Source organism: Mesorhizobium shonense (assembly GCF_040545255.1).
GTDB lineage: Bacteria > Pseudomonadota > Alphaproteobacteria > Rhizobiales > Rhizobiaceae > Mesorhizobium > Mesorhizobium shonense.
Map to the genome: position 1 here is coordinate 545,120 of NZ_JBEPLM010000001.1, position 21,836 is coordinate 566,955.

General features: G+C 64.1%; 19 protein-coding genes. 12 read left to right on the forward strand and 7 right to left on the reverse strand.

Features of this window, described 5'->3' with window-relative positions; genetic code table 11:
• Positions 1 to 139 precede the first annotated feature (139 nt).
• Positions 140 to 718 carry an AraC family transcriptional regulator gene (locus tag ABID26_RS02940; RefSeq protein ID WP_292298124.1) on the reverse strand — a complete coding sequence of 193 codons (579 nt, stop codon included), beginning with the start codon at positions 716 to 718 and terminating at the stop codon, positions 140 to 142.
• A 316-nt stretch (positions 719 to 1,034) separates the two neighbouring features.
• Here ABID26_RS02940 and ABID26_RS02945 point away from each other — a divergent pair, with 316 nt between their 5' ends.
• On the forward strand, positions 1,035 to 1,274 hold the full coding sequence (locus ABID26_RS02945; protein WP_126101314.1) for a hypothetical protein: 240 nt from the start codon (positions 1,035 to 1,037) through the stop codon (positions 1,272 to 1,274).
• 150 nt (positions 1,275 to 1,424) lie between these two features.
• Here ABID26_RS02945 and ABID26_RS02950 read toward each other — a convergent pair whose 3' ends face one another.
• Complete coding sequence (locus ABID26_RS02950) at positions 1,425 to 2,948, reverse strand: helicase HerA-like C-terminal domain-containing protein (RefSeq protein WP_292298123.1); 1,524 nt, start codon at positions 2,946 to 2,948, stop codon at positions 1,425 to 1,427.
• A complete protein-coding gene (locus ABID26_RS02955; protein WP_354413707.1) occupies positions 2,941 to 3,222 on the reverse strand; it encodes a hypothetical protein in 282 nt (93 codons plus the stop codon). Before ABID26_RS02955 ends, ABID26_RS02950 begins: the two co-directional genes overlap by 8 nt.
• An 81-nt stretch (positions 3,223 to 3,303) precedes the next feature.
• On the opposite strand from ABID26_RS02955, the gene ABID26_RS02960 reads away from it, so the two are divergent.
• The 3 genes from ABID26_RS02960 to ABID26_RS02970 are packed head-to-tail and all read left to right on the forward strand — an operon-like array spanning position 3,304 to position 7,169.
• Positions 3,304 to 4,746: a methylmalonyl-CoA mutase subunit beta gene (locus ABID26_RS02960; protein WP_292298122.1), complete on the forward strand. Its 1,443-nt coding sequence runs from the start codon at positions 3,304 to 3,306 to the stop codon at positions 4,744 to 4,746.
• On the forward strand, positions 4,743 to 6,866 hold the full coding sequence (scpA, locus tag ABID26_RS02965; protein ID WP_292298121.1) for a methylmalonyl-CoA mutase: 2,124 nt from the start codon (positions 4,743 to 4,745) through the stop codon (positions 6,864 to 6,866). Before ABID26_RS02960 ends, scpA begins: the two co-directional genes overlap by 4 nt.
• Positions 6,867 to 6,926: 60 nt before the next feature.
• Complete coding sequence (locus ABID26_RS02970) at positions 6,927 to 7,169, forward strand: AbrB/MazE/SpoVT family DNA-binding domain-containing protein (protein WP_354413711.1); 243 nt, start codon at positions 6,927 to 6,929, stop codon at positions 7,167 to 7,169.
• Between the two features lie 380 nt (positions 7,170 to 7,549).
• Here ABID26_RS02970 and greA read toward each other — a convergent pair whose 3' ends face one another.
• Positions 7,550 to 8,032, reverse strand: a complete 483-nt coding sequence (gene greA / locus ABID26_RS02975) for a transcription elongation factor GreA (protein WP_126101318.1) — start codon at positions 8,030 to 8,032, stop codon at positions 7,550 to 7,552.
• 106 nt (positions 8,033 to 8,138) lie between these two features.
• Here greA and ABID26_RS02980 point away from each other — a divergent pair, with 106 nt between their 5' ends.
• From ABID26_RS02980 to ABID26_RS02990, 3 genes are all read left to right on the forward strand, one after another.
• Positions 8,139 to 9,515 carry a TIGR03808 family TAT-translocated repetitive protein gene (locus tag ABID26_RS02980; protein WP_292298119.1) on the forward strand — a complete coding sequence of 459 codons (1,377 nt, stop codon included), beginning with the start codon at positions 8,139 to 8,141 and terminating at the stop codon, positions 9,513 to 9,515.
• 179 nt (positions 9,516 to 9,694) lie between these two features.
• On the forward strand, positions 9,695 to 9,976 hold the full coding sequence (locus ABID26_RS02985; RefSeq protein ID WP_126101320.1) for a type II toxin-antitoxin system TacA family antitoxin: 282 nt from the start codon (positions 9,695 to 9,697) through the stop codon (positions 9,974 to 9,976).
• Positions 9,976 to 10,461, forward strand: coding sequence for a GNAT family N-acetyltransferase (locus ABID26_RS02990; protein WP_292298118.1), 486 nt, complete (start codon positions 9,976 to 9,978; stop codon positions 10,459 to 10,461). The genes ABID26_RS02985 and ABID26_RS02990 overlap by 1 nt, the downstream gene beginning before the upstream one ends.
• Positions 10,462 to 10,510: 49 nt before the next feature.
• Here ABID26_RS02990 and ABID26_RS02995 read toward each other — a convergent pair whose 3' ends face one another.
• The gene (locus ABID26_RS02995; RefSeq protein WP_292298117.1) at positions 10,511 to 11,515 is read right to left on the reverse strand and encodes an asparaginase; all 1,005 of its coding nucleotides are present in this window, start codon (positions 11,513 to 11,515) and stop codon (positions 10,511 to 10,513) included.
• 56 nt (positions 11,516 to 11,571) lie between these two features.
• The gene (locus tag ABID26_RS03000; protein WP_292298116.1) at positions 11,572 to 12,738 is read right to left on the reverse strand and encodes an acetyl-CoA acetyltransferase; all 1,167 of its coding nucleotides are present in this window, start codon (positions 12,736 to 12,738) and stop codon (positions 11,572 to 11,574) included.
• 332 nt (positions 12,739 to 13,070) lie between these two features.
• Between ABID26_RS03000 and betI the strand changes: the two genes are divergently transcribed.
• The 5 genes from betI to betB are packed head-to-tail and all read left to right on the forward strand — an operon-like array spanning position 13,071 to position 19,365.
• Entirely contained in the window at positions 13,071 to 13,661 is a 591-nt protein-coding gene (gene betI, locus ABID26_RS03005) for a transcriptional regulator BetI (RefSeq protein ID WP_292298115.1), read from the forward strand.
• Positions 13,658 to 15,187, forward strand: a complete 1,530-nt coding sequence (betC, locus tag ABID26_RS03010; RefSeq protein ID WP_292298114.1) for a choline-sulfatase — start codon at positions 13,658 to 13,660, stop codon at positions 15,185 to 15,187. The genes betI and betC overlap by 4 nt, the downstream gene beginning before the upstream one ends.
• Positions 15,187 to 16,194: a threonine/serine dehydratase gene (locus tag ABID26_RS03015; RefSeq protein WP_292298113.1), complete on the forward strand. Its 1,008-nt coding sequence runs from the start codon at positions 15,187 to 15,189 to the stop codon at positions 16,192 to 16,194. The genes betC and ABID26_RS03015 overlap by 1 nt, the downstream gene beginning before the upstream one ends.
• 3 nt (positions 16,195 to 16,197) lie before the next feature.
• Positions 16,198 to 17,850: a choline dehydrogenase gene (betA, locus tag ABID26_RS03020; protein ID WP_126101326.1), complete on the forward strand. Its 1,653-nt coding sequence runs from the start codon at positions 16,198 to 16,200 to the stop codon at positions 17,848 to 17,850.
• 51 nt (positions 17,851 to 17,901) lie between these two features.
• Positions 17,902 to 19,365, forward strand: coding sequence for a betaine-aldehyde dehydrogenase (gene betB, locus ABID26_RS03025; RefSeq protein WP_292298112.1), 1,464 nt, complete (start codon positions 17,902 to 17,904; stop codon positions 19,363 to 19,365).
• A gap of 221 nt (positions 19,366 to 19,586) precedes the next feature.
• Here betB and ABID26_RS03030 read toward each other — a convergent pair whose 3' ends face one another.
• Complete coding sequence (locus ABID26_RS03030) at positions 19,587 to 21,824, reverse strand: AGE family epimerase/isomerase (RefSeq protein WP_292343267.1); 2,238 nt, start codon at positions 21,822 to 21,824, stop codon at positions 19,587 to 19,589.
• Positions 21,825 to 21,836 lie beyond the last annotated feature (12 nt).

The following is a 21,836-nucleotide window of genomic DNA, read 5'->3' on the forward strand; positions in this document are numbered from 1 at the left end:
GCGTATTTCAACAAATTGCTGTTTATCTGAAAATATACAGCAGTCTATCCATGGGTTAACGCAAAATTACTTTAGTTATACCTTTTATAAGCCGACCCATAAATAAACCTGCCGATAAATTAGGCAATTAGCCATCGCCTTACTCACTAGCCCGCGATCGAACCTGCCTCGCCCGCACCTGCTGCGGGGTCACGTTGCGATATTTCTTCATCGTGGTGGTGAAGTGGCTCTGGCTCGAGAACCCGCTCAGATCGGCAATGTCCGTGATCGACATGCGCCTGTCGGCAAGTAGCTTTTCGGCAAAGTCCAGGCGAAGATTGAGGACGTATTGATGCGGCGACACTCCGAACGTCTTGGAAAAAGCGCGGGCGAAATGATAGGGGGACAGCTCGCATATCGCCGCCATCTCCGCCAGCGAAAGCTTTCGCGAAAAGTTCTTGCTCAAGAATTGCTGCACCAGCCGGGTGCAACTGATCGACAGCCCGCCTTTCGCGTTCAGTTGGGGCCGTCTCTCAGCAGGGATTTCCGAAACCCAGGCCGGCAGATCATCATCGCGCCGCAATTCGGACTCCTGCCCCCACGGACTTGGCTCAACCTTAGAGGGTGCTTTCGGTTCCCCGGCCGCAATGGTTCGTGATCGCATGGTGTCGGCGTTATCGCATTTGCCCCCCGGCAACAGCATGTCAAAGGCCATGATTTGAGGCGGCCGGTATTTCACGAAATTGCGGTTCCGCCGGGAAAAAGTTCCCTCGCGAAAAGTTTAGAAGCCGCTGATGCGGTCTGGTTGTCGTGGGGTAACATTTGATCGTCGCGAGGTAACGAGGCCAACCTCCGACGCGATGCAGTTCCATACAGAGATTCGCGCAACGCGGCGAGCACGCCTATGTCGTTTTCTGCGAAGCCGCTGCTAACCTCGACGACTTGCCCATGCCCCGTTGCATCGCATTACGGATGTAACGCGATTTCGCGAAGGTGAAATCGTTCTGCAGCGCCACAACGTCATCGTGGTCATCGCTTCACAAAAGGAGGTTTCAATGACGAAGCGACACCTAATGACGATGGCGGCGATCCTGACCGTGTTGGGCTCGGTCACGACGATCAGGTCATTCATCCCGGCGACCTCCGCCACGCCGGCGCAAGCCGCCGCGAGTCCCGCTCGCCCTGCCACGCAGCCGGCGACAATGGAGATCGTTCCCGCCCCGGTCATCGATCCGAAGTCGGAGGTCTTCATCGGTACCGGTGATGAAAGTGCCGGTTCCTGGGTCAAGCCGTAATCCCGGCGGCGGCGACTAAAGCGCGTCGCGATCTTTCAGATTCGCTCCGTGCGCTTTAGGTTTTTGATTTTGCGCATGTCTTTGTCCCGAAACCGGTTCCCACTTTCGGGAGACATGCTTTAGGGCAAGGCCCGCTTGGCTCCGATACTCCTACCGCCCCCTGGCCAGGCTGCCCAGGATGCCGCGCACGATGGCGCGGCCGACGGACGAGCCGACCGAGCGCACCACCGACTTGATCGCGGCCTCGGCCACCGTCTGGCGATTGGAAGACCGCCTGCCGCTCGTCCCCAAAACATCGTCGAAGCCCGGAATGGTCCAGCGCGAGCCGCCGCTGTTCTGCTGCTGCGCCTGCGCCTCGGCCTCCTGCGCCTCCTTGGTCTTCTTCTGCAGCATCTCGAAGGCCGATTCGCGATCGACCGCCTGGTCGTATTGGCCGGCGACGGGGCTCTCGGCGATGATCTTGCGGCGCTCGTCCGGGGTGATCGGGCCGAGCCGCGAGGATGGCGGCCGGATCAAGGTGCGCTGGACCATGGCCGGCACGCCCTTGTCCTCAAGCATCGAGACCAGCGCCTCGCCGGTGGCAAGCTGGGTGATCGCGGTGGCGCAGTCGAAATCGGGATTGGGCCGGAAGGTCTCGGCAGCCGTGCGCACCGCCTGCTGCTCGCGCGGCGTATAGGCGCGCAGCGCGTGCTGGACGCGGTTGCCGAGCTGGGCCAGAACCTTTTCAGGGATATCCAGCGGGTTCTGGGTGACGAAATAGACGCCGACGCCCTTGGAACGGATCAGCCGCACCACCTGCTCGACGCGGTCGATCAGCACCTTCGGCGCGTCCTCAAACAACAGATGCGCCTCGTCGAAGAAGAAGACCAGCTTCGGCCGTTCGAGATCGCCGACCTCGGGCAATTCCTCGAACAGCTCCGACATCAGCCAGAGCAGGAAAGTGGCGTAGAGCCTGGGGTTCATCATCAGCTTGTCGGCGGCAAGCACGCTGACAGCGCCGCGGCCGTCGCGGGTGGTGCGCATGATGTCGGCGATGCGCAGCGCCGGCTCGCCGAAGAAGTTCGCGGCGCCTTGGCTCTCCAGCACCAGGAGCGTGCGCTGGATGGCGCCGACGGACGGTTTGGTGACATTGCCATAGCGCGCGCTGAGCTGGTCGGCGCGATCGGCCATGTTGGCGAGCAGCGCCTGCAGATCCTTGAGATCGAGCAGCAGCAGGCCCTCTTCGTCGGCGATGCGGAAGGCGATGTTCATCACACCTTCCTGCGCTTCCGTGAGGTTCATCAGCCGCGACATGAGCAGCGGCCCCATTTCCGAGATGGTGGCGCGGATCGGGTGGCCCTGCTCGCCGAACAGGTCCCAGAAGATGACCGGGAATTCCTGGAACTGGTAAGGATCGAGCTTCACCTGCCCGGCGCGCTTGACCAGGAAATCCTTGGCCTCGCCCATCATGGCGATACCGGAGAGATCACCCTTGATATCGGCGCAGAAGACCGGCACGCCGGCGTTGGAAAAGCCTTCGGCCAGGACCTGCAGGCTGACCGTCTTGCCGGTGCCGGTGGCGCCGGTGATCAATCCGTGGCGATTGCCGTAGCGCAGCAGCAGCTCCTCGGCGCGCTGATAGGAATCGTCGGGCTTGCGGCTGGCGCCGATAAAGATGCTGGTGTCGTCAGCCATATGTCCGGTCTCCGCAATCTGTTCCGCCGAAAAAGCCGAGCCTCATTCGAGGTATAGTAACGCTATCGTCGAGCGACAATGCCATGATCGAATTTGGGCCACCATCGAAATCGAGCTTTCGAAGCTTGCGGATTTTGAGCATGTTTGGCAATCGGTTAGCGGCCGCCGAGGCGACCGCGGCGGATGTCGCATTGTGATATCCGTCCGAGGACCTTAAAGCGCGTCGCGATCTTTCAGATTCGCTCGTGCGCTTTAGGTTTTTGATTTTACGCATGTCTTTTTCCCGAAACCGGTTCCCACTTTCGGGAGACATGCTTTAGACTGGCGGCCGATGCGGCAAGAGACGAGGAGTGCGATGGGCGCCGGCGCCTTGACCAGGGATGTCGACCTTCCGAAACCGGACGCCAAGCGCTGGCTGGCGCTGGCGGAAAAAGCGCTTGCCGGCGGCTCCTTCGAGGAGAAGCTCGTTTCGCACACCGATGACGGCATCCGCATCGAGCCGCTCAGCGAACGCTCGACGACCGCCGAGCCGCTGGTGCGTACCAATCCGAAGTCGCCATGGATCGTCAGCCAGCGCGTCGACGATCCCGACATCGCCCGCGCCAGCGCCCAGGCGCTGGAGGATATAGCGCAGGGGGCGACCGGCCTGTCGCTGGTTTTCGAGGGCGCGCCGAACGCCTTCGGCTACGGTCTTCCGCGCACCGCGGAGGCGCTGGAAACGGTGCTCGACGGCGTGCCGCTCAACCGCGTGCAGGTGCGCATCGACGCGCATCCCTGGAGCCGCGCCGTGGCCGACTGGCTGCTCGCTTTCTTGAGCAAACGCCGCTCTGATCCGACGAAGCTCAACCTTTCCTTCGGCATCGACCCGGCGGCGATCTTCGCCGGAACCGGGCGGCTGCGCACCTCGATCGAGGCGCTGCAGGAATCGATGCCGCAGTCGCTGGCGCATTTCTTCTCGATGGGTGTGCCGGGCGCGCTGCTCGAAGCCGATGGCCGCGTCTTCCACAATGCCGGCGCCACCGAGGCGCAGGAGCTCGGCACGATGATGGCGTCCGCCGTCTCCTATCTCAGGATGTTCGAGAAGGCGCGACAGCCGCTGGTCTATGCCGCGCCCTATATCGGCTTCGCGCTCAGCGTCGACCAGGACCAGTTCCTGTCGATCGCCAAGGTGCGGGCGTTACGCAAACTCTGGGCGCGGATCCAGGAAACCTGCTCGATCCCCGGCTCGACGGCAAACGTCCACGCCGAGACCTCCTATCGCATGATGACGATCGCCGACCCGGAAACCAACATCCTGCGCACCGCGATCGCCGCCTTCGCCGCGGCGACTGGCGGCGCCGATTCCATCTCCATCCTGCCGCACACCATCCCACACGGGCTGCCGGCCGGCTTCGCTCGGCGGGTCGCCCGCAATGCGCAGTTGGTCATGGCGCATGAAAGCCATCTCCATCATGTCGCCGATCCGGCCAGCGGTTCCGGCGCGGTCGAGGCGCTGACCGACGAGCTTTGCGCGGCGGCCTGGGAAGAGTTCCGGCGCATCGAGGCCGAAGGCGGGGTGCTCAACAGCCTGCAGCAGGGCTACATCCAGAACCGGGTGCAGACCGCCGCCGCGAAGCGCAATGCAGCCTACAGGGCAGGCGAACGCGGCATCATCGGCACGACCCTTTACCGCACCACTGGCGAACGCCCGGTCGAGACATTGACGGCCGAGCGCCGGCCGGCGCTGACGGAAGGCGTTGCCGTGTGCGAGCCGCTGTTTCCGGTGCGCATCGACCAGTCGATCGGAGCCGGATCGTGATCCCGGATTTCAGCCAGATCGGCTGGTCGGCGCCGCGCCGCGCGACGGTCGAGCTCAAGGGCCAGCGGATGACGCCGGAAGGCATCGCCGTCAGGCACCTCTACGGCCAAGGCGACCTCAAGGGCCTCGCCAGCCTCGACACCTATCCCGGCCTGCCGCCTTTCGTGCGCGGCCCCTACCTGACCATGTATGTCCAGCAGCCCTGGACGATCCGGCAATATGCCGGCTTCTCGACGGCCGAGGAATCCAACGCCTTCTACCGGCGCAACCTCGCCGCCGGGCAGAAGGGCCTCTCGGTCGCCTTCGACCTCGCCACCCATCGCGGCTATGACAGCGACCATCCGCGCGTCGCCGGCGATGTCGGCATGGCCGGCGTGGCGATCGATTCCATCCTCGATATGCGGCAGCTCTTCGACGGCATTCCGCTCAACGAGATGACCGTGTCGATGACGATGAACGGCGCGGTGCTGCCGATCATGGCGTTGTACATCGTGGCGGCGGAGGAACAGGGCGTCGCCGAGAAGGATCTGGCCGGAACCATTCAGAACGACATTCTGAAGGAGTTCATGGTCCGCAACACCTACATCTATCCGCCGAAGCCATCGATGCGGATCGTGTCGGACATCTTCGCCTACACCTCGCAGCATATGCCGAAGTTCAACTCGATCTCGATCTCCGGCTATCACATGCAGGAAGCCGGCGCGACGGCCGACCTCGAACTCGCCTACACGATCGCCGACGGCATCGAATATGCGCGCGCCGGGGTTGCCGCCGGCCTCGACATCGACCGCTTCGCGCCGCGGCTTTCCTTCTTCTGGGCGATCGGCATGAACTTCTTCATGGAGGTCGCCAAGCTCAGGGCCGCGCGGCTTTTGTGGTCGAGCCTGATGAAGAAGAATTTTGCGCCGAAGGACGAGCGCTCGCTGTCGCTGCGCACCCATTGCCAGACGTCCGGCTGGTCGCTGACTGCGCAGGACCCCTACAACAACATCACCCGCACGATGATCGAGGCGATGGCGGCGACGCAGGGGCATACACAGTCGCTGCACACCAATTCCTTCGACGAGGCGATGGCGCTGCCGACCGACCATTCGGCGCGGATCGCCCGCAACACGCAGCTCATCCTGCAGAAGGAATCCGGCACCACGCGCATGATCGACCCGTGGGGCGGCTCGGCCTATGTCGAGCGCCTGACGCACGATCTGGCGGCCCGCGCGCTCGCCCATATCGAGGAGGTCGAAAACCTCGGCGGCATGGCGGCGGCGATCGAGAAAGGCATTCCGAAGCTGCGCATCGAGGAGGCTGCCGCGCGCACGCAGGCGCGCATCGATTCCGGCGAGCAGGTGCTGGTCGGCGTCAATGCGCATCGCCCGGAAGCCGATATCGAGGTCGATGTGCTGAAGATCGACAATGCCGAGGTGAAGGCCAGGCAGTTGGCGAAGCTGCAGCGGCTGAAGGGCACGCGCGACGTCGCGGCACTCGAGGATGCGCTGGCGGCGCTTACCCGCGCGGCCGAAGGCGACGAGAACCTGCTCGAATTTGCGATCCGCGCCGCGCGCGCCAATGCCACCGTCGGCGAGATCTCGCTGGCGCTGGAGAAGGTGTTCGGCCGCCACGCGGCCACGGTGCAGACCATCTCCGGCGTCTATCGCGACGCGCTTGGCGACAATCCGGCGGTCGACCGGCTCAAGGAAAAGATCGAAGCGTTCGAGAAGAAGTCCGGCGCCAGGCCACGCATCCTGGTCGCCAAGATGGGACAGGACGGCCACGACCGCGGCCAGAAGGTGATCGCCAGCGCCTTTGCCGATCTCGGCTTCGACGTCACCGTAGGGCCGATGTTCCAGACGCCGGACGAGATCGCGAAGCTGGCAGTGCAGCACGATGTCGATATCATCGGCGCGTCGTCGCTGGCGGCCGGGCACCTGACGCTGATCCCCGAGCTCAAGGAAGCGCTGAAGAAGCTCGGCCATGGCGACATGCTGATCGTCGCCGGCGGCGTCATCCCGCCGCAGGACTATGACGCGGTGCTGAAGGCGGGGGCGGCGGAAATCTTCCCGCCGGGGACCGTCATCCCGCAGGCGGCGGACCGGCTGATGGATCGGTTGCTGGCCGATCAGTGAGGGCTTGCTGATTTGGCAGAAAGGTTGTTCTATGGAAATAGATACAACCACAGCGAGATAATGTTCAAGACAACCATCCACAGGCTTGAGGACGGATCGGGGGCCTTGCTGCTGCCACGCGAAATGCTTGACAGCTTGGACCTTCAAGTTGGCGATGAGCTGCAGATCATCGAGACCGACGACGGCCTCATTCTAAGGCCAGTCCGCCACGACAACTACAAGCGGCAAATGAACGCCGCTCGCGATGTCATGGACAAATACGAAGCTGCACTGCGGAAGCTTTCAACGTTGGATAACAGCTAGTTCCTCAACACAGTGATTTTGAAAGATTGCAGGCTTGTCGGGCAAGGCTATCAACCTCCGTTCGGGATAAGTCAGCGCAAACGCTGGCGATGAGCTGAAGGCTCCCGAAACTCGTCATTCTAGGGCGGAGCAAGGAGCGTAGCGACGCGCGCAGACCCTAGAATCCATGCCGTTACCTGGACCGAAGTGTGCAACGGTGCAGAATTCTGGACCGCCGCGGCGCTTCCAAGTCACGGCATGGATCCTCGGGTCTGCGCGCGTCGCTTCGCTCCTTGCTCCGCCCGTGGATGACGATCGCGATAGGCGTCTCGGCCAATCGCCAAGGCATGGGATCTGCCAACGCACACCAGCCAACCGGTCAAAACTTCTGTATTGAGGAACTAATTCTCGACCTTGTCCGAGAGCTTGACGATCTCCCATTCCTTGCCGTTGACGGCAACGACCTCGCCGACCTTCTTGCCGAACAAGGCCACGGCCATCGGCGAGACATGGGAGATACTGCCTTTTGACGGATTCGCCTCGTCCTCGCCGACGATGCGCCAATGCACTTTCTTGCCGTCGTCGCCTTCCAGCGTGACGCCCATGCCAAAGCGGACAACGTCGCTGCCCGGCTCCGGCACGGAAAGCTCGGCGCTCTCGCGCCGCGCGGTCCAGTAGCGCAGGTCGCGCGACACGACCGCAAGGCGCTCGCGATCGCCGCGCCTTTCGGCTTTGGCCATCAGGTCGCGCAGCTCGGCGAGGTTCTCCTCGATGATCGCCAGGCCCCGCTCCGTCACCAGATTGCGGTGCGAACTGATCGGCCGTTCGCCGACTCCGGCGATGGCGTTTTCGCTGTCTTCTTCGCGCGTGAAAGCTCTGCTCATTCAACGACCTTAGGCTTGGTGAGGCTGCTGCACAAGCGATTTGCCTGCGAGCATGCCTTGGCACGATTCCTGCGACGAACCGGGCGAAACGCCAGGACCTGTGCCGATGTTGAACAGACGAACGCTGCTTGCCCAGACCGCAGGCCTCGCCGTTGCCGGGCTCTTTGCCGGCAAGGCATCGGCGAAAATGCTGCCCGGCATCGAGAAGGCCGCGATGCGCGGCTCAATCAACGCCATCGAAATCGGCGTGCAACCCGGCTCGCTGGACGATCAGAGCAAGGCCTTCGCCAAGATGCTCGCTGAAGCCAGCGACCGCGACGCGCCGGTGTTCCTGCCGCCCGGCACCTATCTCGTCTCCAACCTGAAGCTGCCGGCGCGGGTGCGCCTGTCGGGCGTGCCCGGAGCAACCCGCATCGTCTATGGCGGCAACGGCCATCTTATGATGGCCGAGCAGGCCGAACATATCGAGCTCAGCGGACTGGTGCTCGACGGCAGCAACCGCTGGCTGGCCGACTATACGCAAGGATTGCTCGATCTGCGCCGCGTCGCCCATCTCGCCATCGACAATTGCCAGGTCACCGGCAGCGGCAAGAACGGGATGGCGCTGGAGCATGTCGCCGGCCGCGTCGGCCGCTCCGATATTTCGGGCGCGGCGGACGCCGGCATCTATTCGGTCGAGGCCGGCGGACTGGAGATTTCGGGCAACACGGTATCCGACTGCGCCAATGGCGGCATTCTGGTGCATCGCTGGCAGGCTGCGGAGGACGGCACCATCGTCAGCGGCAACCGCGTGCAACGCATCGGCGCGAGGAGCGGCGGCACCGGCCAGAACGGCAACGGCATCAACGCCTTTCGCGCCGGCAATGTCATCATTTCGGGCAACGTCGTCTCGGATTGCGCCTTCACGGCGATCCGCGCCAACAGCTCCAGCAACCTGCAGATCACCGGCAACACCTGCGCGCGCTCCGGCGAGACGGGGATTTACTCGGAATTCTCCTTCGAAGGCGCGATCCTCAGCAACAATCTGGTCGACGGCGCCGCCAACGGCATTTCGATCGTCAATTTCAACGAAGGCGGCCGCATGGCCGTGTGCTCGAACAACATCGTGCGCAACCTGTCGACGGTCGGCCCTTATACCGCCGACCCGCCAGGCTTCGGCGTCGGCATCAGCGCCGAGGCCGACACCACGGTTTCGGGCAATGTGGTCGAGAACGCGCCGCTCTACGGCATGCAGCTCGGCTGGGGACCTTATCTGCGCAATGTCGTGGCGACGGGAAACGTCATCCGCAAGGCAGGCACCGGCATCGTCGTCAGCGTCGTCGAAGGCTCCGGCAGTGCCGTCATCTCTGACAATGTCATCGACGGCGCACAGAACGGCGCCATCATCGGCCAGCGCTGGGCCGACCCGGTGACCGGCGACCTCGCCCGATCTGCCGATACGGGCTACGCGCATCTCACTGTCGAGCGCAACAAGGTCAGCTAGACCACAGCCTCGAAAATGCCTGCCTGGACTTTTGGCGGCGGCCTCGTCTGTCAACAATCACGGATTCGGCGTAGTCGATTGCAATCCTTCCTGCCTCCCTAGCCGCAAATTGGCATCTTAGATTTAGATACACATTGTGTATGCAAATATGCTATGTCGATAGCGGAAGGATTCACCGCATGGCCACGAAAAACCAGGATACCCACGCCAAGCCCGTCAATCTGCGCATCCGCGAGGATGTCCGCATCCTGATCGACCGCGCCGCGAAGATACGCGGCAAGACCCGCTCCGACTTCATGATCGACGCCGCTTATCGTGCAGCCGAAGACACGCTGCTCGACCAAACGCTCGTCAAGGTCGATGCCGAAAGCTATCAGCATTATCTCGATATCCTCGATCGGCCACCGAGCGGCGAGGGATTTGCCCGCCTGATGAATGCGCCTAAGCCTTGGCGGGACTGATGCTATCGGCACCAGCCCTTCTTGCCGATCGTCACGAACTCGACCTTTTTCAAAGCGGGACCGACAGCCTGAATCAATGGCTTCGACGGCGGGCGCGCGCCAATCAAGTCAGCGGGGCGTCCAGAACCTATGTGATTGCAGAAAGCGCGCGCGTTGTCGGTTACTATTGCCTTTCATCGGGCGGACTTGACCTGGCGGATGCGCCCGGTTCGATCCGGCGTAATATGCCCGATCCCGTGCCCATGGCCGTACTTGGCCGCTTGGCTGTCGATGCAAGCTGGCAGGGAAAGGGCCTGGGCGTCGCTTTGTTGCAGGACGCGGTGCTGCGGACCGGTCAAGCGGCAGCCATTCTCGGCATTCGTGGTCTCTTGGTTCACGCCATATCGGACGAAGCCAAAGCGTTTTATGAGCGGTATGGCTTCCAGGCTTCTCCAAAAAATCCGATGACTTTGGTGCTGTCGCTGAAGATGGCTCAGAAGGGGTAACTGTCCTGGCTCGCCCGGGAAGCAGCATATGCGTGTCGCATTGTCCGCGCTAGCTGAGCGCCGCCGTCGGCCGCAGTGTGCCGACCTTGGCGCCGATACGGCTTTCGACCGGCGGATGGGCGAGTTGGGTAAGCTTCGCCGCGAGCGCTTCGTCGCTGCGCAGCAGTTTTGCCAGCACCGCCGCGATCATCGTCTCGGCTCCTCTGCCGGCGCCGTCATCGCATTTCAGCGCGATGCCGAGGGCGAGCTCGGGCAATGCCGCGCAATAGACGCCTTCGGCACCCGTCTTGACGAAGATGCGACCGGGAGCGGCATGCATGAGCGCGAGATCCGCCTTACCGGTGCCGGCCACCAGGAACGGCTCGGCCATGCAGGCCGAGAGCAGCCGCTTCGCGGACTTGGCGCGTTCGGGCGAAAAGCCCCTGCCCGTCGCCATCCGGGCAAAGCCGAGCGCGAAGTTCTTCAGCGGCACGGCATAGGTGGGGATCGAGCAACCATCCGTGCCGCAATGGTCGACATCGTGCGCGGCGCCGGTGACGGATTGCATGACGTCGCGCACCATGTCCTGCAGCGCATGGCCAGCCTTGACGTAGCCGCGATGCTCGATGCCCGAGTGAACGCAGGTGCAGAGGAATCCAGAATGCTTGCCGGAACAATTGTTGTGCAGTGCGTTCGGCGTGCCGCCGCCACGCGCCAGCGCAATAGTCGCATCGTGGCTGGATGGCCAGTGCGCGCCGCATTCGAGCGCGGACTTGTCCAAGCCGGCTTTCGCCAGCATCGCTGCCGCCAGTTCGACATGCGCCGGCTCGCCCGAATGCGAGGCGCAGGCGAGCGCCAGTTCACGGTCACCGAGGCCATAGGCATCGGCAGCACCCGATTCGACCAGCGGCAGCGCCTGGATCGCCTTCACCGCCGAGCGTGGAAACACCGGTCGGGTCGTGTCGCCGATCTCCCAGACGGGCTTGCCGTCGGCATCGAAGACAGAAACCGCGCCGCGATGGGCGCTTTCAACCACCGCGCCACGCAGAACTTCTACCAAAACCGGATTGGACATGCTGCCTCCCGCATGCACGCGCCCAAGGGGGCGCGGCGCTTTAATGCGGGCCGCTTCTACCTGATCCGGTCGAGGATGGAAACGTAGTTCGCGACCGCGGCGCCGCCCATGTTGAAGATGCCGCCGAGTTTTGCGCCCGGTACCTGGATGCCGCCGGCTTCGCCGGTCAGCTGCATGGCGGTCAGCACATGCATCGAGACACCGGTGGCGCCGATCGGATGGCCCTTGGCCTTCAATCCGCCGGAAGGGTTGACCGGCAGGCGGCCGTCCTTCGCGGTCGTGCCATCAAGCGCAAGCTTCGCACCCTCGCCGGGCTTGGCCAGGCCCATCGCCTCATATTCGATGAGCTCGGCAATGGTGAAGCAGTCATGCGTCTCGACGAAGGAGAGGTCGTCGAGGGTGACGCCGGCCTTCTTCAGCGCCTGCTCCCAGGCCCGCTCGCAGCCCTCGAAGGCAAGGATGTCGCGCTTCGACATCGGCAGGAAATCCTGGACGTGCTCGTTGGCGCGGAAGGTGACCGCACGGCGCATCCTCAGCGCCGTCGCCGTGTCGGTGAGCACGAGCGCCGCCGCGCCATCCGAAACAAGCGAGCAGTCAGTGCGCTTCAGCGGACCGGCGACGAAGGGGTTCTTCTCGCTCTCCTGGCGGCAGAACTCGTAGCCGAAATCCTTACGCATCTGGGCATAAGGATTGTCGACGCCGTTTTTGTGGTTCTTGGCGGCGATCATGGCGAGCGCATCGGACTGGTCGCCATAACGCTGGAAATAGGCCTGCGCGATCTTGCCGAAGACGCCGGCAAAGCCGGCCGGCGTATCGCCCTCCTCAGGCAGGTAGGAGGCCTTGAGCAGGTTCTTGCCGATCTCTGGACCGGGCGTGGTCGTCATCTGCTCGGCGCCGACTACCAGCACGATGCGGGCGGCGTTGGCATCGATGGCGCGGATGCCTTGCCTCACCGCGGCCGAACCGGTGGCGCAGGCGTTCTCGACGCGCGTCGCCGGCTTGAAGCGCAGCCGGTCATCGGCCTGCAGAACAAGGCTTGCGGTGAAATCCTGTGGCGAGAAGCCGGCGTTGAAATGGCCAAGCACGATCTCGTCGACATCGTCCGGACCGATGCCGGCGTGGTCGAGCGCCTCGGCGGCGACCTTGGTGATCAGGCCCTCCAGCGTCTCGCCTTCGAGCTTGCCGAAGCGCGAATGCGCCCAGCCGACGATGCATGCGGTCATAACAGCCTCCATTTGCCGCCGAGCCTAGCGTATGTTGATCTTCAGGTGATGCCGGCCTGCGAATGGCGATTTCCTGCGCTTCCAGTGCTCACGTACTTAAGTACGCTCCGCTCCGGTTCTCGAAAACCGCCATTCTCGGCGCGGCCTGACCTGAACCTCAACACACGCTAGCACGTCTTCGTCGCGGCATGAGATTCAATATTGTTCAACAATGAACCGTTTTCCAGTCCGACGGATGGGCCAGAGCGACACGATCGGTTGATCCCGACGCCGATTTTTTGTTGATTGATCCGTCAATAAAAAATAATCTCACATCGAACCGGATCTCCCAAATGCCGAAGATCGGAATGGAACCGCTGCGCCGCAGGGCGCTCATCGACGCGACGATCTCGGCGATCGGCGAGCGCGGCTCGCTGGATGTCACCATGTCGGAGATCGCCGGGCGCGCCGGCGTGTCGTCGGCGCTCGCGCACCACTATTTCGGCGCCAAGGACGAATTGCTGTTCGCGACGATGCGGCACATCCTTGCCGAGCTCAACGCCGACACGCGGCGAGCGCTGCGCCTCGCCGCCACGCCGCGCCAGCGCGTCTCGGCCGTCGTCGCGGTCAGTTTCTCCGACGACCAGTTCCAGCCCGAAACAATAGCCTCATGGCTCGCCTTCTATGTCGAGGCGCAGCAGTCTTCCGCCTTGCGGCGGCTGCTGCGCGTCTATGCGCGACGGCTCAATTCTAACCTGATGAGCGGGCTGACCGGCATCCTGCCGAGGGCGGAGGCCGACCGCATCGCCGAAGCGACCGCGGCGCTGATCGACGGGCTCTACATCCGGCGCGCGCTGAAGGACGGCGTGCCCAATGCTCAGAGCGCGATCGCGCTCGTCGAAGACTATCTCGAAACCAAGCTCAGCGGACGGAGCCTGCCTTGACGACCCGACGGCCCAATTTCCTGATCGTCATGGTCGATCAGCTCAACGGCACGCTCTTCCCCGACGGCCCTGCGGATTTCCTGCACGTGCCGCATCTGAAGGCGCTCGCCGCTCGCTCGGCGCGCTTTGCCAACAACTACACCGCCTCGCCGCTGTGCGCGCCCGGGCGCGCGTCGTTCATGAGCGGCCAATTGCCGTCACGCACCGGGGTCTATGACAACGCCGCCGAGTTCGCCTCGTCGATCCCGACCTTCGCCCATCATCTGCGCGGCGCCGGCTACTACACCTGCCTGTCCGGCAAGATGCATTTCGTCGGTCCGGACCAGTTGCACGGCTTCGAGGAGCGGCTGACCACCGACATCTACCCCGCAGATTTCGGCTGGACGCCGGATTACCGCAAGCCCGGCGAGCGCATCGACTGGTGGTACCACAATCTGGGTTCGGTCACCGGCGCCGGCGCCGCCGAGACCACCAACCAGATGGAGTATGACGACGAGGTCGTGTTCCTGGCGGCGCAGAAACTCTACCAGCTTTCGCGGGAGCAGGACGACGCGGACCGCCGGCCGTGGTGCCTTACCGTCTCGCTTTCGCACCCTCACGATCCCTATGTCGCGCGCAAGCAGTACTGGGATCTCTACGAAAACTGCCAGGCACTCGATCCTGAGACGCCGTTCATTCCGTATGACGAGCAGGATACGCATTCGCAGCGGCTCTACCACGCCAGCGACTATGCCTCCTTCGAGATCACACCCGAGCAGGTGCGCCGCTCGCGTCGCGGCTACTTCGCCAACATTTCCTATGTCGACGACAAGCTCGGAGAGCTTCTGGACGTCCTCAAGCGCACCCGCATGCTCGACGACACCACCATCCTGTTCTGCTCGGATCACGGCGACATGCTGGGCGAGCGCGGCCTGTGGTTCAAGATGAGCTTCTTCGAGGGTTCGGCGCGCGTGCCGCTGATGATCGCCGGCAAGGGCGTGCCGGCCGGCCTCGTCGAGGCGCCGGTCACCAATCTCGACGTGACGCCGACGCTCTGCGACCTCGCCGGCATCGACATCGCTGCAATCGCGCCGTGGACCGACGGCCAGTCGCTGCTGCCGCTGCTCGGCGGCAAGGCGCGCAACGCGCCGGTGCTGATGGAATATGCCGCCGAAGGCTCCTATGCGCCGCTGGTCGCCATCCGCGACGGCAAATACAAGTTCGTCCATTGCGAGCTCGATGCGCCGCAACTGTTCGATCTAGAGGCCGATCTGCTCGAGCGCGACAACCTCGCCGGCGATCCGGCGAATGCTACGTTGGTTGCCGCGTTCATGGAGAAGGTCCGGGCCCGCTGGGACATGGCCGGTTTCGACGCCGCGGTCCGCGAAAGCCAGGCGCGCCGCTGGGTCGTCTACCCGGCTTTGCGCAACGGGGCCTATTACCCCTGGGATTTCCAGCCGCTGCAGAAGGCCTCGGAGCGCTACATGCGCAATCACATGAACCTCGACAATCTCGAAGAGAGCAAAAGGTATCCGCGAGGCGAATAATGGCAGACGTTCTCGTTCCCACCCTCGACCATCTGAAACAGGCCTATGCCGTGACGTCTGCGGCCACGCAGGTGACGCCGCTGCTGGAGTCGGCGGCACTCGCCAAAGAGACGGGCGCGACGCGCGTCTTCGTCAAGCCGGAATCGCTGCAATGGGCGGGCTCCTTCAAGGTGCGCGGTGCCTATTGGCGGCTGAAGCGGCTGTCGCCCGACGAAGCGAGGACGGGCGTTGTCGCTTATTCCTCCGGCAATTTCGCGCAGGGGCTGGCAGCCGCCGGACAGGCGCTCGGCATTCCAGTCACCATCGTCATGCCGATCGATGCGCCGGCCGCCAAGCGCGATGCCACCGCCGGCTATGGCGCGCGCGTCGTGCTCACCGACCACGGCGACCGCGCCCGTGAGGAAGTGGCCGCCGCCAAGGCGCGCGAGATCGCCGAGACCGAGCATCTCACTTTGCTCCATCCCTTCGACGACCCCGAGATCGTCGCCGGCCAGGCCGGTGCAGGGTTGGAAGCGCTCGACCAGTTGGCGGCGAAGAAGACGCATGCCGACCTCGTGTTCTGCTCTGTCGGCGGCGGCGGGCTGATCGGCGGCGTCGCGCTCGCGTTCCACTATCTGTCGCCGAATACGGAAATCATTGCCGTCGAACCTGAAGGCTTCAACGGCATGGGCTCGTCGCTGGCGCATGGCGCGATCGAAACCATGCCGATCGGACCGAAATCGATCTGCGACGGGTTGATGGCGCGCAAGCCCGGCGATGCGCCCTTCGCGGCTGTGAGCACGGCGGGTGTGCGTGGCATCACCGTCGACGACGCCGCGGTGCGGCGGGCAATGAAGATCGCCTTCGAGCGGATGAAGCTGGTGCTCGAACCGTCCGGCGCGGCGTCGCTGGCGGCACTGCTGGGCGGCAAGGTGGATGTGGCGGGCAAAACCGTCCTCGTGGTGGCAACCGGCGGCAATGTCTCGCTCGCCGATTTCATCTCGCATATGAACGATGGGCGCATATGAACAATGCTTGAAGCGGATTTCGTCATCATCGGCTCCGGCTCGGCCGGCTCGGCCATGGCCTACCGGCTGTCGGAAGACGGCAAGCATTCGGTGATCGTCATCGAGTTCGGCGGCACGGATATCGGACCGCTGATCCAGATGCCGTCGGCGCTGTCGATCCCGCTCAACATGAGCCTTTACGACTGGGGTTTTGCCAGCGAGCCGGAGCCGCATCTCGGCGGACGGGTGCTCGCCACGCCGCGCGGCAAGGTGATCGGCGGCTCGTCCTCGATCAACGGCATGGTCTATGTGCGCGGCCATGCGCGCGACTTCGACCATTGGGCTGAACAGGGCGCTGTCGGCTGGGGTTTTGCAGACGTGCTTCCCTATTTCAAGCGCATGGAGGATTCCGACGGCGGCGAGGACGGCTGGCGGGGCAAGAGCGGCCCTCTGCATGTGCAGCGCGGTACGCGCAAGAACCCGCTCTACGGCGCCTTCATGGAGGCCGGCCGCCAGGCCGGTTTCGAGCTGACCGACGACTATAACGGATCGAAGCAGGAAGGCTTCGGCCCGATGGAGCAGACCATTTTGGGCGGCCGCCGCTGGTCGGCGGCCAACGCCTATCTGAAGCCAGCGCTCAGGCGAAAGAATGTGAGTCTGGTCAAGGGCTTCGCCCGACGTGTGGTGATCGAGAATCAACGCGCCATCGGCGTCGAAATCGAAGCTAACAAACAGATTCAGGTCGTTAAGGCGCGACGTGAGGTGATCGTTGCGGCATCGTCGATCAATTCGCCGAAGATCCTGATGCTGTCCGGCATCGGCCCGGGCGCGCATCTCCAGGAGAACGGCATAAAGGTGATTGCCGACCGGCCGGGCGTGGGCGGCAATCTGCAGGACCATCTGGAGCTCTACATCCAGCAGGAAGCGACCAAGCCGATCACGTTGAATTCGGTGCTCAACCCGTTCTCCAAGGCGATGATCGGTGCGCAATGGCTGTTCTTCAAGACCGGCCTCGGCGCGACCAACCATTTCGAGGCGGCCGCCTTCGTGCGTTCGCAGGCCGGCGTCGACTATCCCGATATCCAGTACCACTTCATCCCGGCTGCGGTGCGCTATGACGGCAAAAAGGCGGCGAAGTCGCATGGCTTCCAGGCGCATGTCGGGCCGATGCGCTCCAAGTCGCGCGGCTCGGTCAGCCTGCGCTCGCCCGACCCGAAGGCCAAGCCGGTGATCCGCTTCAACTACATGTCGCATCCGGACGATTGGAACGAGTTCCGCCACTGCATCCGGCTGACGCGCGAGATTTTTGGCCAGCAGGCTTTCGACGGTTTCCGCGGCAAGGAGATTTCGCCGGGCAGCCACGTACAGACCGACGACGAGCTCGACGCCTTCATCCGCGAGCACGCCGAGAGCGCCTACCATCCCTGCGGCACCTGCAGGATGGGCCGCGCCGACGATCTGACCAGCGTCGTCGATCCGGAATGCCGGGTCATCGGCATCGAGGGCCTGCGCGTCGCCGACTCCTCGATTTTCCCGCGGGTGACCAACGGCAATCTCAACGCGCCGTCGATCATGACCGGCGAGAAGGCGTCCGACCACATTCTTGGCCGCACGCCGCTTGCGCCGTCCAACCAGGAACCCTGGATCAATCCGCGCTGGCAGGTGGCCGACAGATAGCGCATGATCCGGGCGGATCGCTCCGCCCTCGAAGAGAACTGGAGAACCGCCATGCGCGCCCAGCCAACGGCATCGCATTATGTCAACGGCCGCTACATCGAGGACGAAGGCGGCGCGCCCTTGCCGGTGATCTATCCTGCGACCGGTGAGACCATCGCCACGCTGCATTCGGCGACGCCGAATGTGCTGGAGCTCGCGATCGAAGCCGCTCGCGCGGCGCAGCCGGCCTGGGCACGGCTGAAGCCGGTCGAGCGCGGCCGCATCCTGCGCCGCGCCGCCGATATTCTTCGCGCGCGCAATGCCGACCTCGCCCGCATCGAGACGCTCGATACCGGCAAGGCGATCCAGGAGACGCTGGTGGCGGATGCCCCATCGGCCGCCGATTGCCTGGAATATTTCGCCGGCGCGGTGGCAGCCTTCAATGGCGAGATGATCGATCTCGGCGGGTCCTTCGCCTATACGCGGCGCGAACCGCTTGGTGTGTGCGTCGGCATCGGCGCCTGGAACTATCCGATCCAGATCGCCGGCTGGAAATCGGCGCCGGCTTTAGCCATGGGCAACGCCATGGTGTTCAAGCCTTCGGAGAACACGCCGCTTTCGGCGCTGGCGCTGGCGGAGATCTACAGCGAGGCGGGCCTGCCCGACGGGCTGTTCAACGTGGTGCAGGGTTACGGCGACGTCGGCGCCGGCCTTGTCGGCCATGATGTCGTGGCCAAGGTCTCGGTCACCGGTTCGGTGCCGACCGGCCGCAAGGTGCTGTCGCTTGCCGGCTCCAAGATGAAGCACGCGACGATGGAGCTCGGCGGCAAGTCGCCGCTGATCGTGTTCGACGACGCAGACCTCGAAAACGCCATCGGCGGCGCCATGCTCGGCAATTTCTACTCGACCGGCCAGATCTGCTCCAACGGCACGCGCGTCTTCGTTCAAGAAGGCCTGCATGACCGTTTCGTCGAGCGGCTGGTCGAGCGGACGAAGAAAATCCGCATCGGCGATCCGCTCGATCCGGAAACGCAGATGGGGCCGCTGGTCAACAAGGCGCAGCAGGACAAGGTCGTTTCCTATATCGCGGCCGGCAAGCAGGAAGGGGCGACGCTCGCCAGCGGCGGCAACGTGCCCTCGCTGCAAGGCTTCGAGGGCGGCTTCTTCATCGAGCCGACGGTGTTCACCGGCGTGACCGACGGTATGCGCATCGCACGCGAGGAGATTTTCGGGCCGGTGATGAGCGTCTTGAAATTCGACAGCGAAGACGAGGTGATCGAGCGCGCCAACGATACAGAATTCGGCCTGGCCGCAGGCGTGTTCACACGCGACCTGCCGCGCGCGCATCGGGTCATCGCCGAGCTGCAGGCCGGCACCTGCTGGGTCAACGCCTACAATCTAACGCCGGTGGAAATGCCCTTCGGCGGCGTCAAGCAGTCCGGCATCGGCCGCGAGAATTCGCTGGCGGCGTTGGGGCACTATTCGCAGCTGAAGGCGGTCTATGTCGAGACGGGGGACGTGGCGAGCCCGTATTGAGGGCGCAAAGCTGGAGGGTGAAAAGATGACCCAACTGGAAGAACGCAAGGAACCGCGACGGGCAAAAGTTGGCGCGCTGCGCGAGGAAATCCGCAAGGGCGTGGAGAGCGGCGCCAGCATTCCAGCGTCGGAAGTCCTTGACCGACTCGAAGCCAAATATCGCCGGCCGATGCGACAGCTGATCTCCCCCCTTGCGGGGGAGATCGGCGGTATCAACGACCTCACCCCTCCCCCACCGTCCCGTCCAGATACTGCGTCAGCGCATAGACCAGATGGTAGAAGATGCTGGCGGGCACGTCGGTTGCCAGCGAGCGGCCGCGCTCGTCAATGCGGTCAATCCAGAGGCCAAGCGGCGCCGGGTCGATGTGCCAGCGGAACAGCCGGCCGACGCGCGCCTCGATCTCGGGCTTGAGGTCGGGCCCGCCCGAACCGTCGAGCGCGATCGCCGCCTTCACCGCTTCAGCCTGCGGCCAGCTGCGCGAGACCAGGTCGAGCGGCAGGCCCTGGCGCGAGACGGCGCCGTAGGAAAGGCCCGTGGCGCGGTTGAGGCCATTGGCGACGGCGGAGGCATATAGTTTGCGGGCAAAGCCATTGAGGTCGGTCTGGCCGCTGCGGGCGGCAAAATCGATGAGCAGGGAGGCCCATTCGAAATGATGGCCGGGCTCGGTCCAGGTGCCCTTCTCACCCGCCACCGGCTTCCAGCTATCGTCGAAATATTCGCCCAGCGTCCAGCTGTCGGCGTCGAAGAAGTGGCTGCGGAAGAGATCGATGATGCGCGAAGCGCGGCGCAGATAGGCGCGCTCGCCGGTCGCCTGATGCCAGGCGAGGAACGCCTCGAGCAGGTGCATGTGCGGGTTGGAGCGCCGCTCGCCCGCGCCGTCGGACGTTTCGAGGAAGCCGGTCATGCGGCTGTCCTCGAGATGGGCATCGAGGAACGCAAAGGTTTCCTCCCCTAGCCGCAAAGCATCGGGATGGCCGGATATATGGGCGTGCGCCAGCGCCAGCAGCACGCAGGAATGATCGTAGGCGTCCTCCACAGAATCGGCGACGGAGCCATCGACATTGAGCGTGCGCACCCAGCCGCCTCTGTCGGTGCGGCCCCGGCCCGCCATGAAGTCGATGCCATGCGCGATCAGCCGGTCGGCCGGGCCGGTCCAGCCACGCTCCTTGGCGACCGCGAAGGCATAGACCTGGCGGGCCTGCGTGCGCATGCGCTTGGGCTTCATCAGCGGTGAGGCGTCGAAGCCCAGCGCCTCGTGAAAGCCGCCATAATGCTCGTCAACGCCTGATGTCGACCACAGCGGCAGCGTCTCGTCGAACAGCCAATGATGCACCCGCCGCCGCCAGGCGCCGCTCTCGATCACCCGGTCAGGCGCCGGCGTGAACCTGGTCTCCAGGCGGCCGGATTTCTCCAGCTGCTCGACGATCTTCTTGACGTGCTGGCTGTGGCTGACTGGCGCGACGAAAGTGGCGTCGGCGGTGGAGACGATCGCCACATCCTTCATGCCGATCGCCGAAAGCAGACGGCCGTCACCGCGGATATAAGAGTTCTCGCAATCGATGGCGACGACATCGCCGAGGATGACGTTGCCCTGCCTGTCGGAGGGGCCGACATCGAGCAGCGATTGCCAAGAGCCGAGATCGTTCCAGCGGAAGCCGGCCGGCACCATGGCGATGTCGTTGGCGCGCTCCATGATGGCGTAGTCGATCGAGGTCGAGGGGATGGCCGAATAGAGCTCCAGCGGCATATAGAGGCCGGAGAGATCGCTGGTCGCCGCGTGATAGGCGGCTTCCGTCGCTTGCCAGATCTTCGGCTCGAAGGCGGCGAAGGCGTCGCGCATGGCGCCGGCGCGAAACAGGAAGATGCCGGTGTTCCAGTAGAAACTGCCGGCGTCGAAATAGGTCTGTGCAGTGGCGGGATCGGGCTTCTCGACAAAGCGCGAGACGTCGAACACACCGTCCCGCTCGGCCGCGACCTCGATATAGCCATAGCCGGTCTCGGGCTGTGTCGGCTTGATGCCAAACACCACCAGGCGTCCGGCGCTGGCCGCGGCAGCGCCCGCCTCGATGCTCTGCCAGAACTGGCGCGCGGTGGCGATCTCGTGATCGGAGGGCACCACGAGCACCAGCTCGTCGCCATATTCGGAGAGCGTGCACAGGCTGGCCAGAGCGACCGCGGCCGCCGTGTTGCGCCCGGTCGGCTCGAACAGCGGGCCGCCGCCAGCGAGATCGAGGCCGGCAAGATCGGCATGAACGCGTTCGGCATGGCGCTCGGAAGCGATCAGGAAGATCGGTGTCTCACCCTCCGGCCTGGATGCCAGCCGGCGCAACGTCTTGGCCAGCATCGAGCCGTCGCCGGAAAAATCGTGGAACTGTTTGGGATTGTCCTCGCGCGATAGCGGCCAGAGCCGCGAGCCGACGCCGCCGCTCATGACGAAACTGACGATGCGCTGGCTCATTCGGGCCTCGCT

Bases quoted from the DNA above. Each gene is read 5' to 3' on its own strand.
- ABID26_RS02970 (WP_354413711.1), top strand. From the start codon at position 6,927: ATGTTCAAGACAACCATCCACAGGCTTGAGGACGGATCGGGGGCCTTG.
- ABID26_RS03000 (WP_292298116.1), bottom strand. From the start codon at position 12,738: ATGACCGCATGCATCGTCGGCTGGGCGCATTCGCGCTTCGGCAAGCTC.
- ABID26_RS03015 (WP_292298113.1), top strand. From the start codon at position 15,187: ATGGCAGACGTTCTCGTTCCCACCCTCGACCATCTGAAACAGGCCTAT.
- betA (WP_126101326.1), top strand. From the start codon at position 16,198: ATGCTTGAAGCGGATTTCGTCATCATCGGCTCCGGCTCGGCCGGCTCG.
- betI (WP_292298115.1), top strand. From the start codon at position 13,071: ATGCCGAAGATCGGAATGGAACCGCTGCGCCGCAGGGCGCTCATCGAC.
- ABID26_RS02995 (WP_292298117.1), bottom strand. From the start codon at position 11,515: ATGTCCAATCCGGTTTTGGTAGAAGTTCTGCGTGGCGCGGTGGTTGAA.
- ABID26_RS02985 (WP_126101320.1), top strand. From the start codon at position 9,695: ATGGCCACGAAAAACCAGGATACCCACGCCAAGCCCGTCAATCTGCGC.
- ABID26_RS02950 (WP_292298123.1), bottom strand. From the start codon at position 2,948: ATGGCTGACGACACCAGCATCTTTATCGGCGCCAGCCGCAAGCCCGAC.
- ABID26_RS02945 (WP_126101314.1), top strand. From the start codon at position 1,035: ATGACGAAGCGACACCTAATGACGATGGCGGCGATCCTGACCGTGTTG.
- ABID26_RS03030 (WP_292343267.1), bottom strand. From the start codon at position 21,824: ATGAGCCAGCGCATCGTCAGTTTCGTCATGAGCGGCGGCGTCGGCTCG.
- ABID26_RS02980 (WP_292298119.1), top strand. From the start codon at position 8,139: ATGTTGAACAGACGAACGCTGCTTGCCCAGACCGCAGGCCTCGCCGTT.
- betB (WP_292298112.1), top strand. From the start codon at position 17,902: ATGCGCGCCCAGCCAACGGCATCGCATTATGTCAACGGCCGCTACATC.
- ABID26_RS02990 (WP_292298118.1), top strand. From the start codon at position 9,976: ATGCTATCGGCACCAGCCCTTCTTGCCGATCGTCACGAACTCGACCTT.
- greA (WP_126101318.1), bottom strand. From the start codon at position 8,032: ATGAGCAGAGCTTTCACGCGCGAAGAAGACAGCGAAAACGCCATCGCC.
- ABID26_RS02960 (WP_292298122.1), top strand. From the start codon at position 3,304: ATGGGCGCCGGCGCCTTGACCAGGGATGTCGACCTTCCGAAACCGGAC.
- ABID26_RS02955 (WP_354413707.1), bottom strand. From the start codon at position 3,222: ATGCGTAAAATCAAAAACCTAAAGCGCACGAGCGAATCTGAAAGATCG.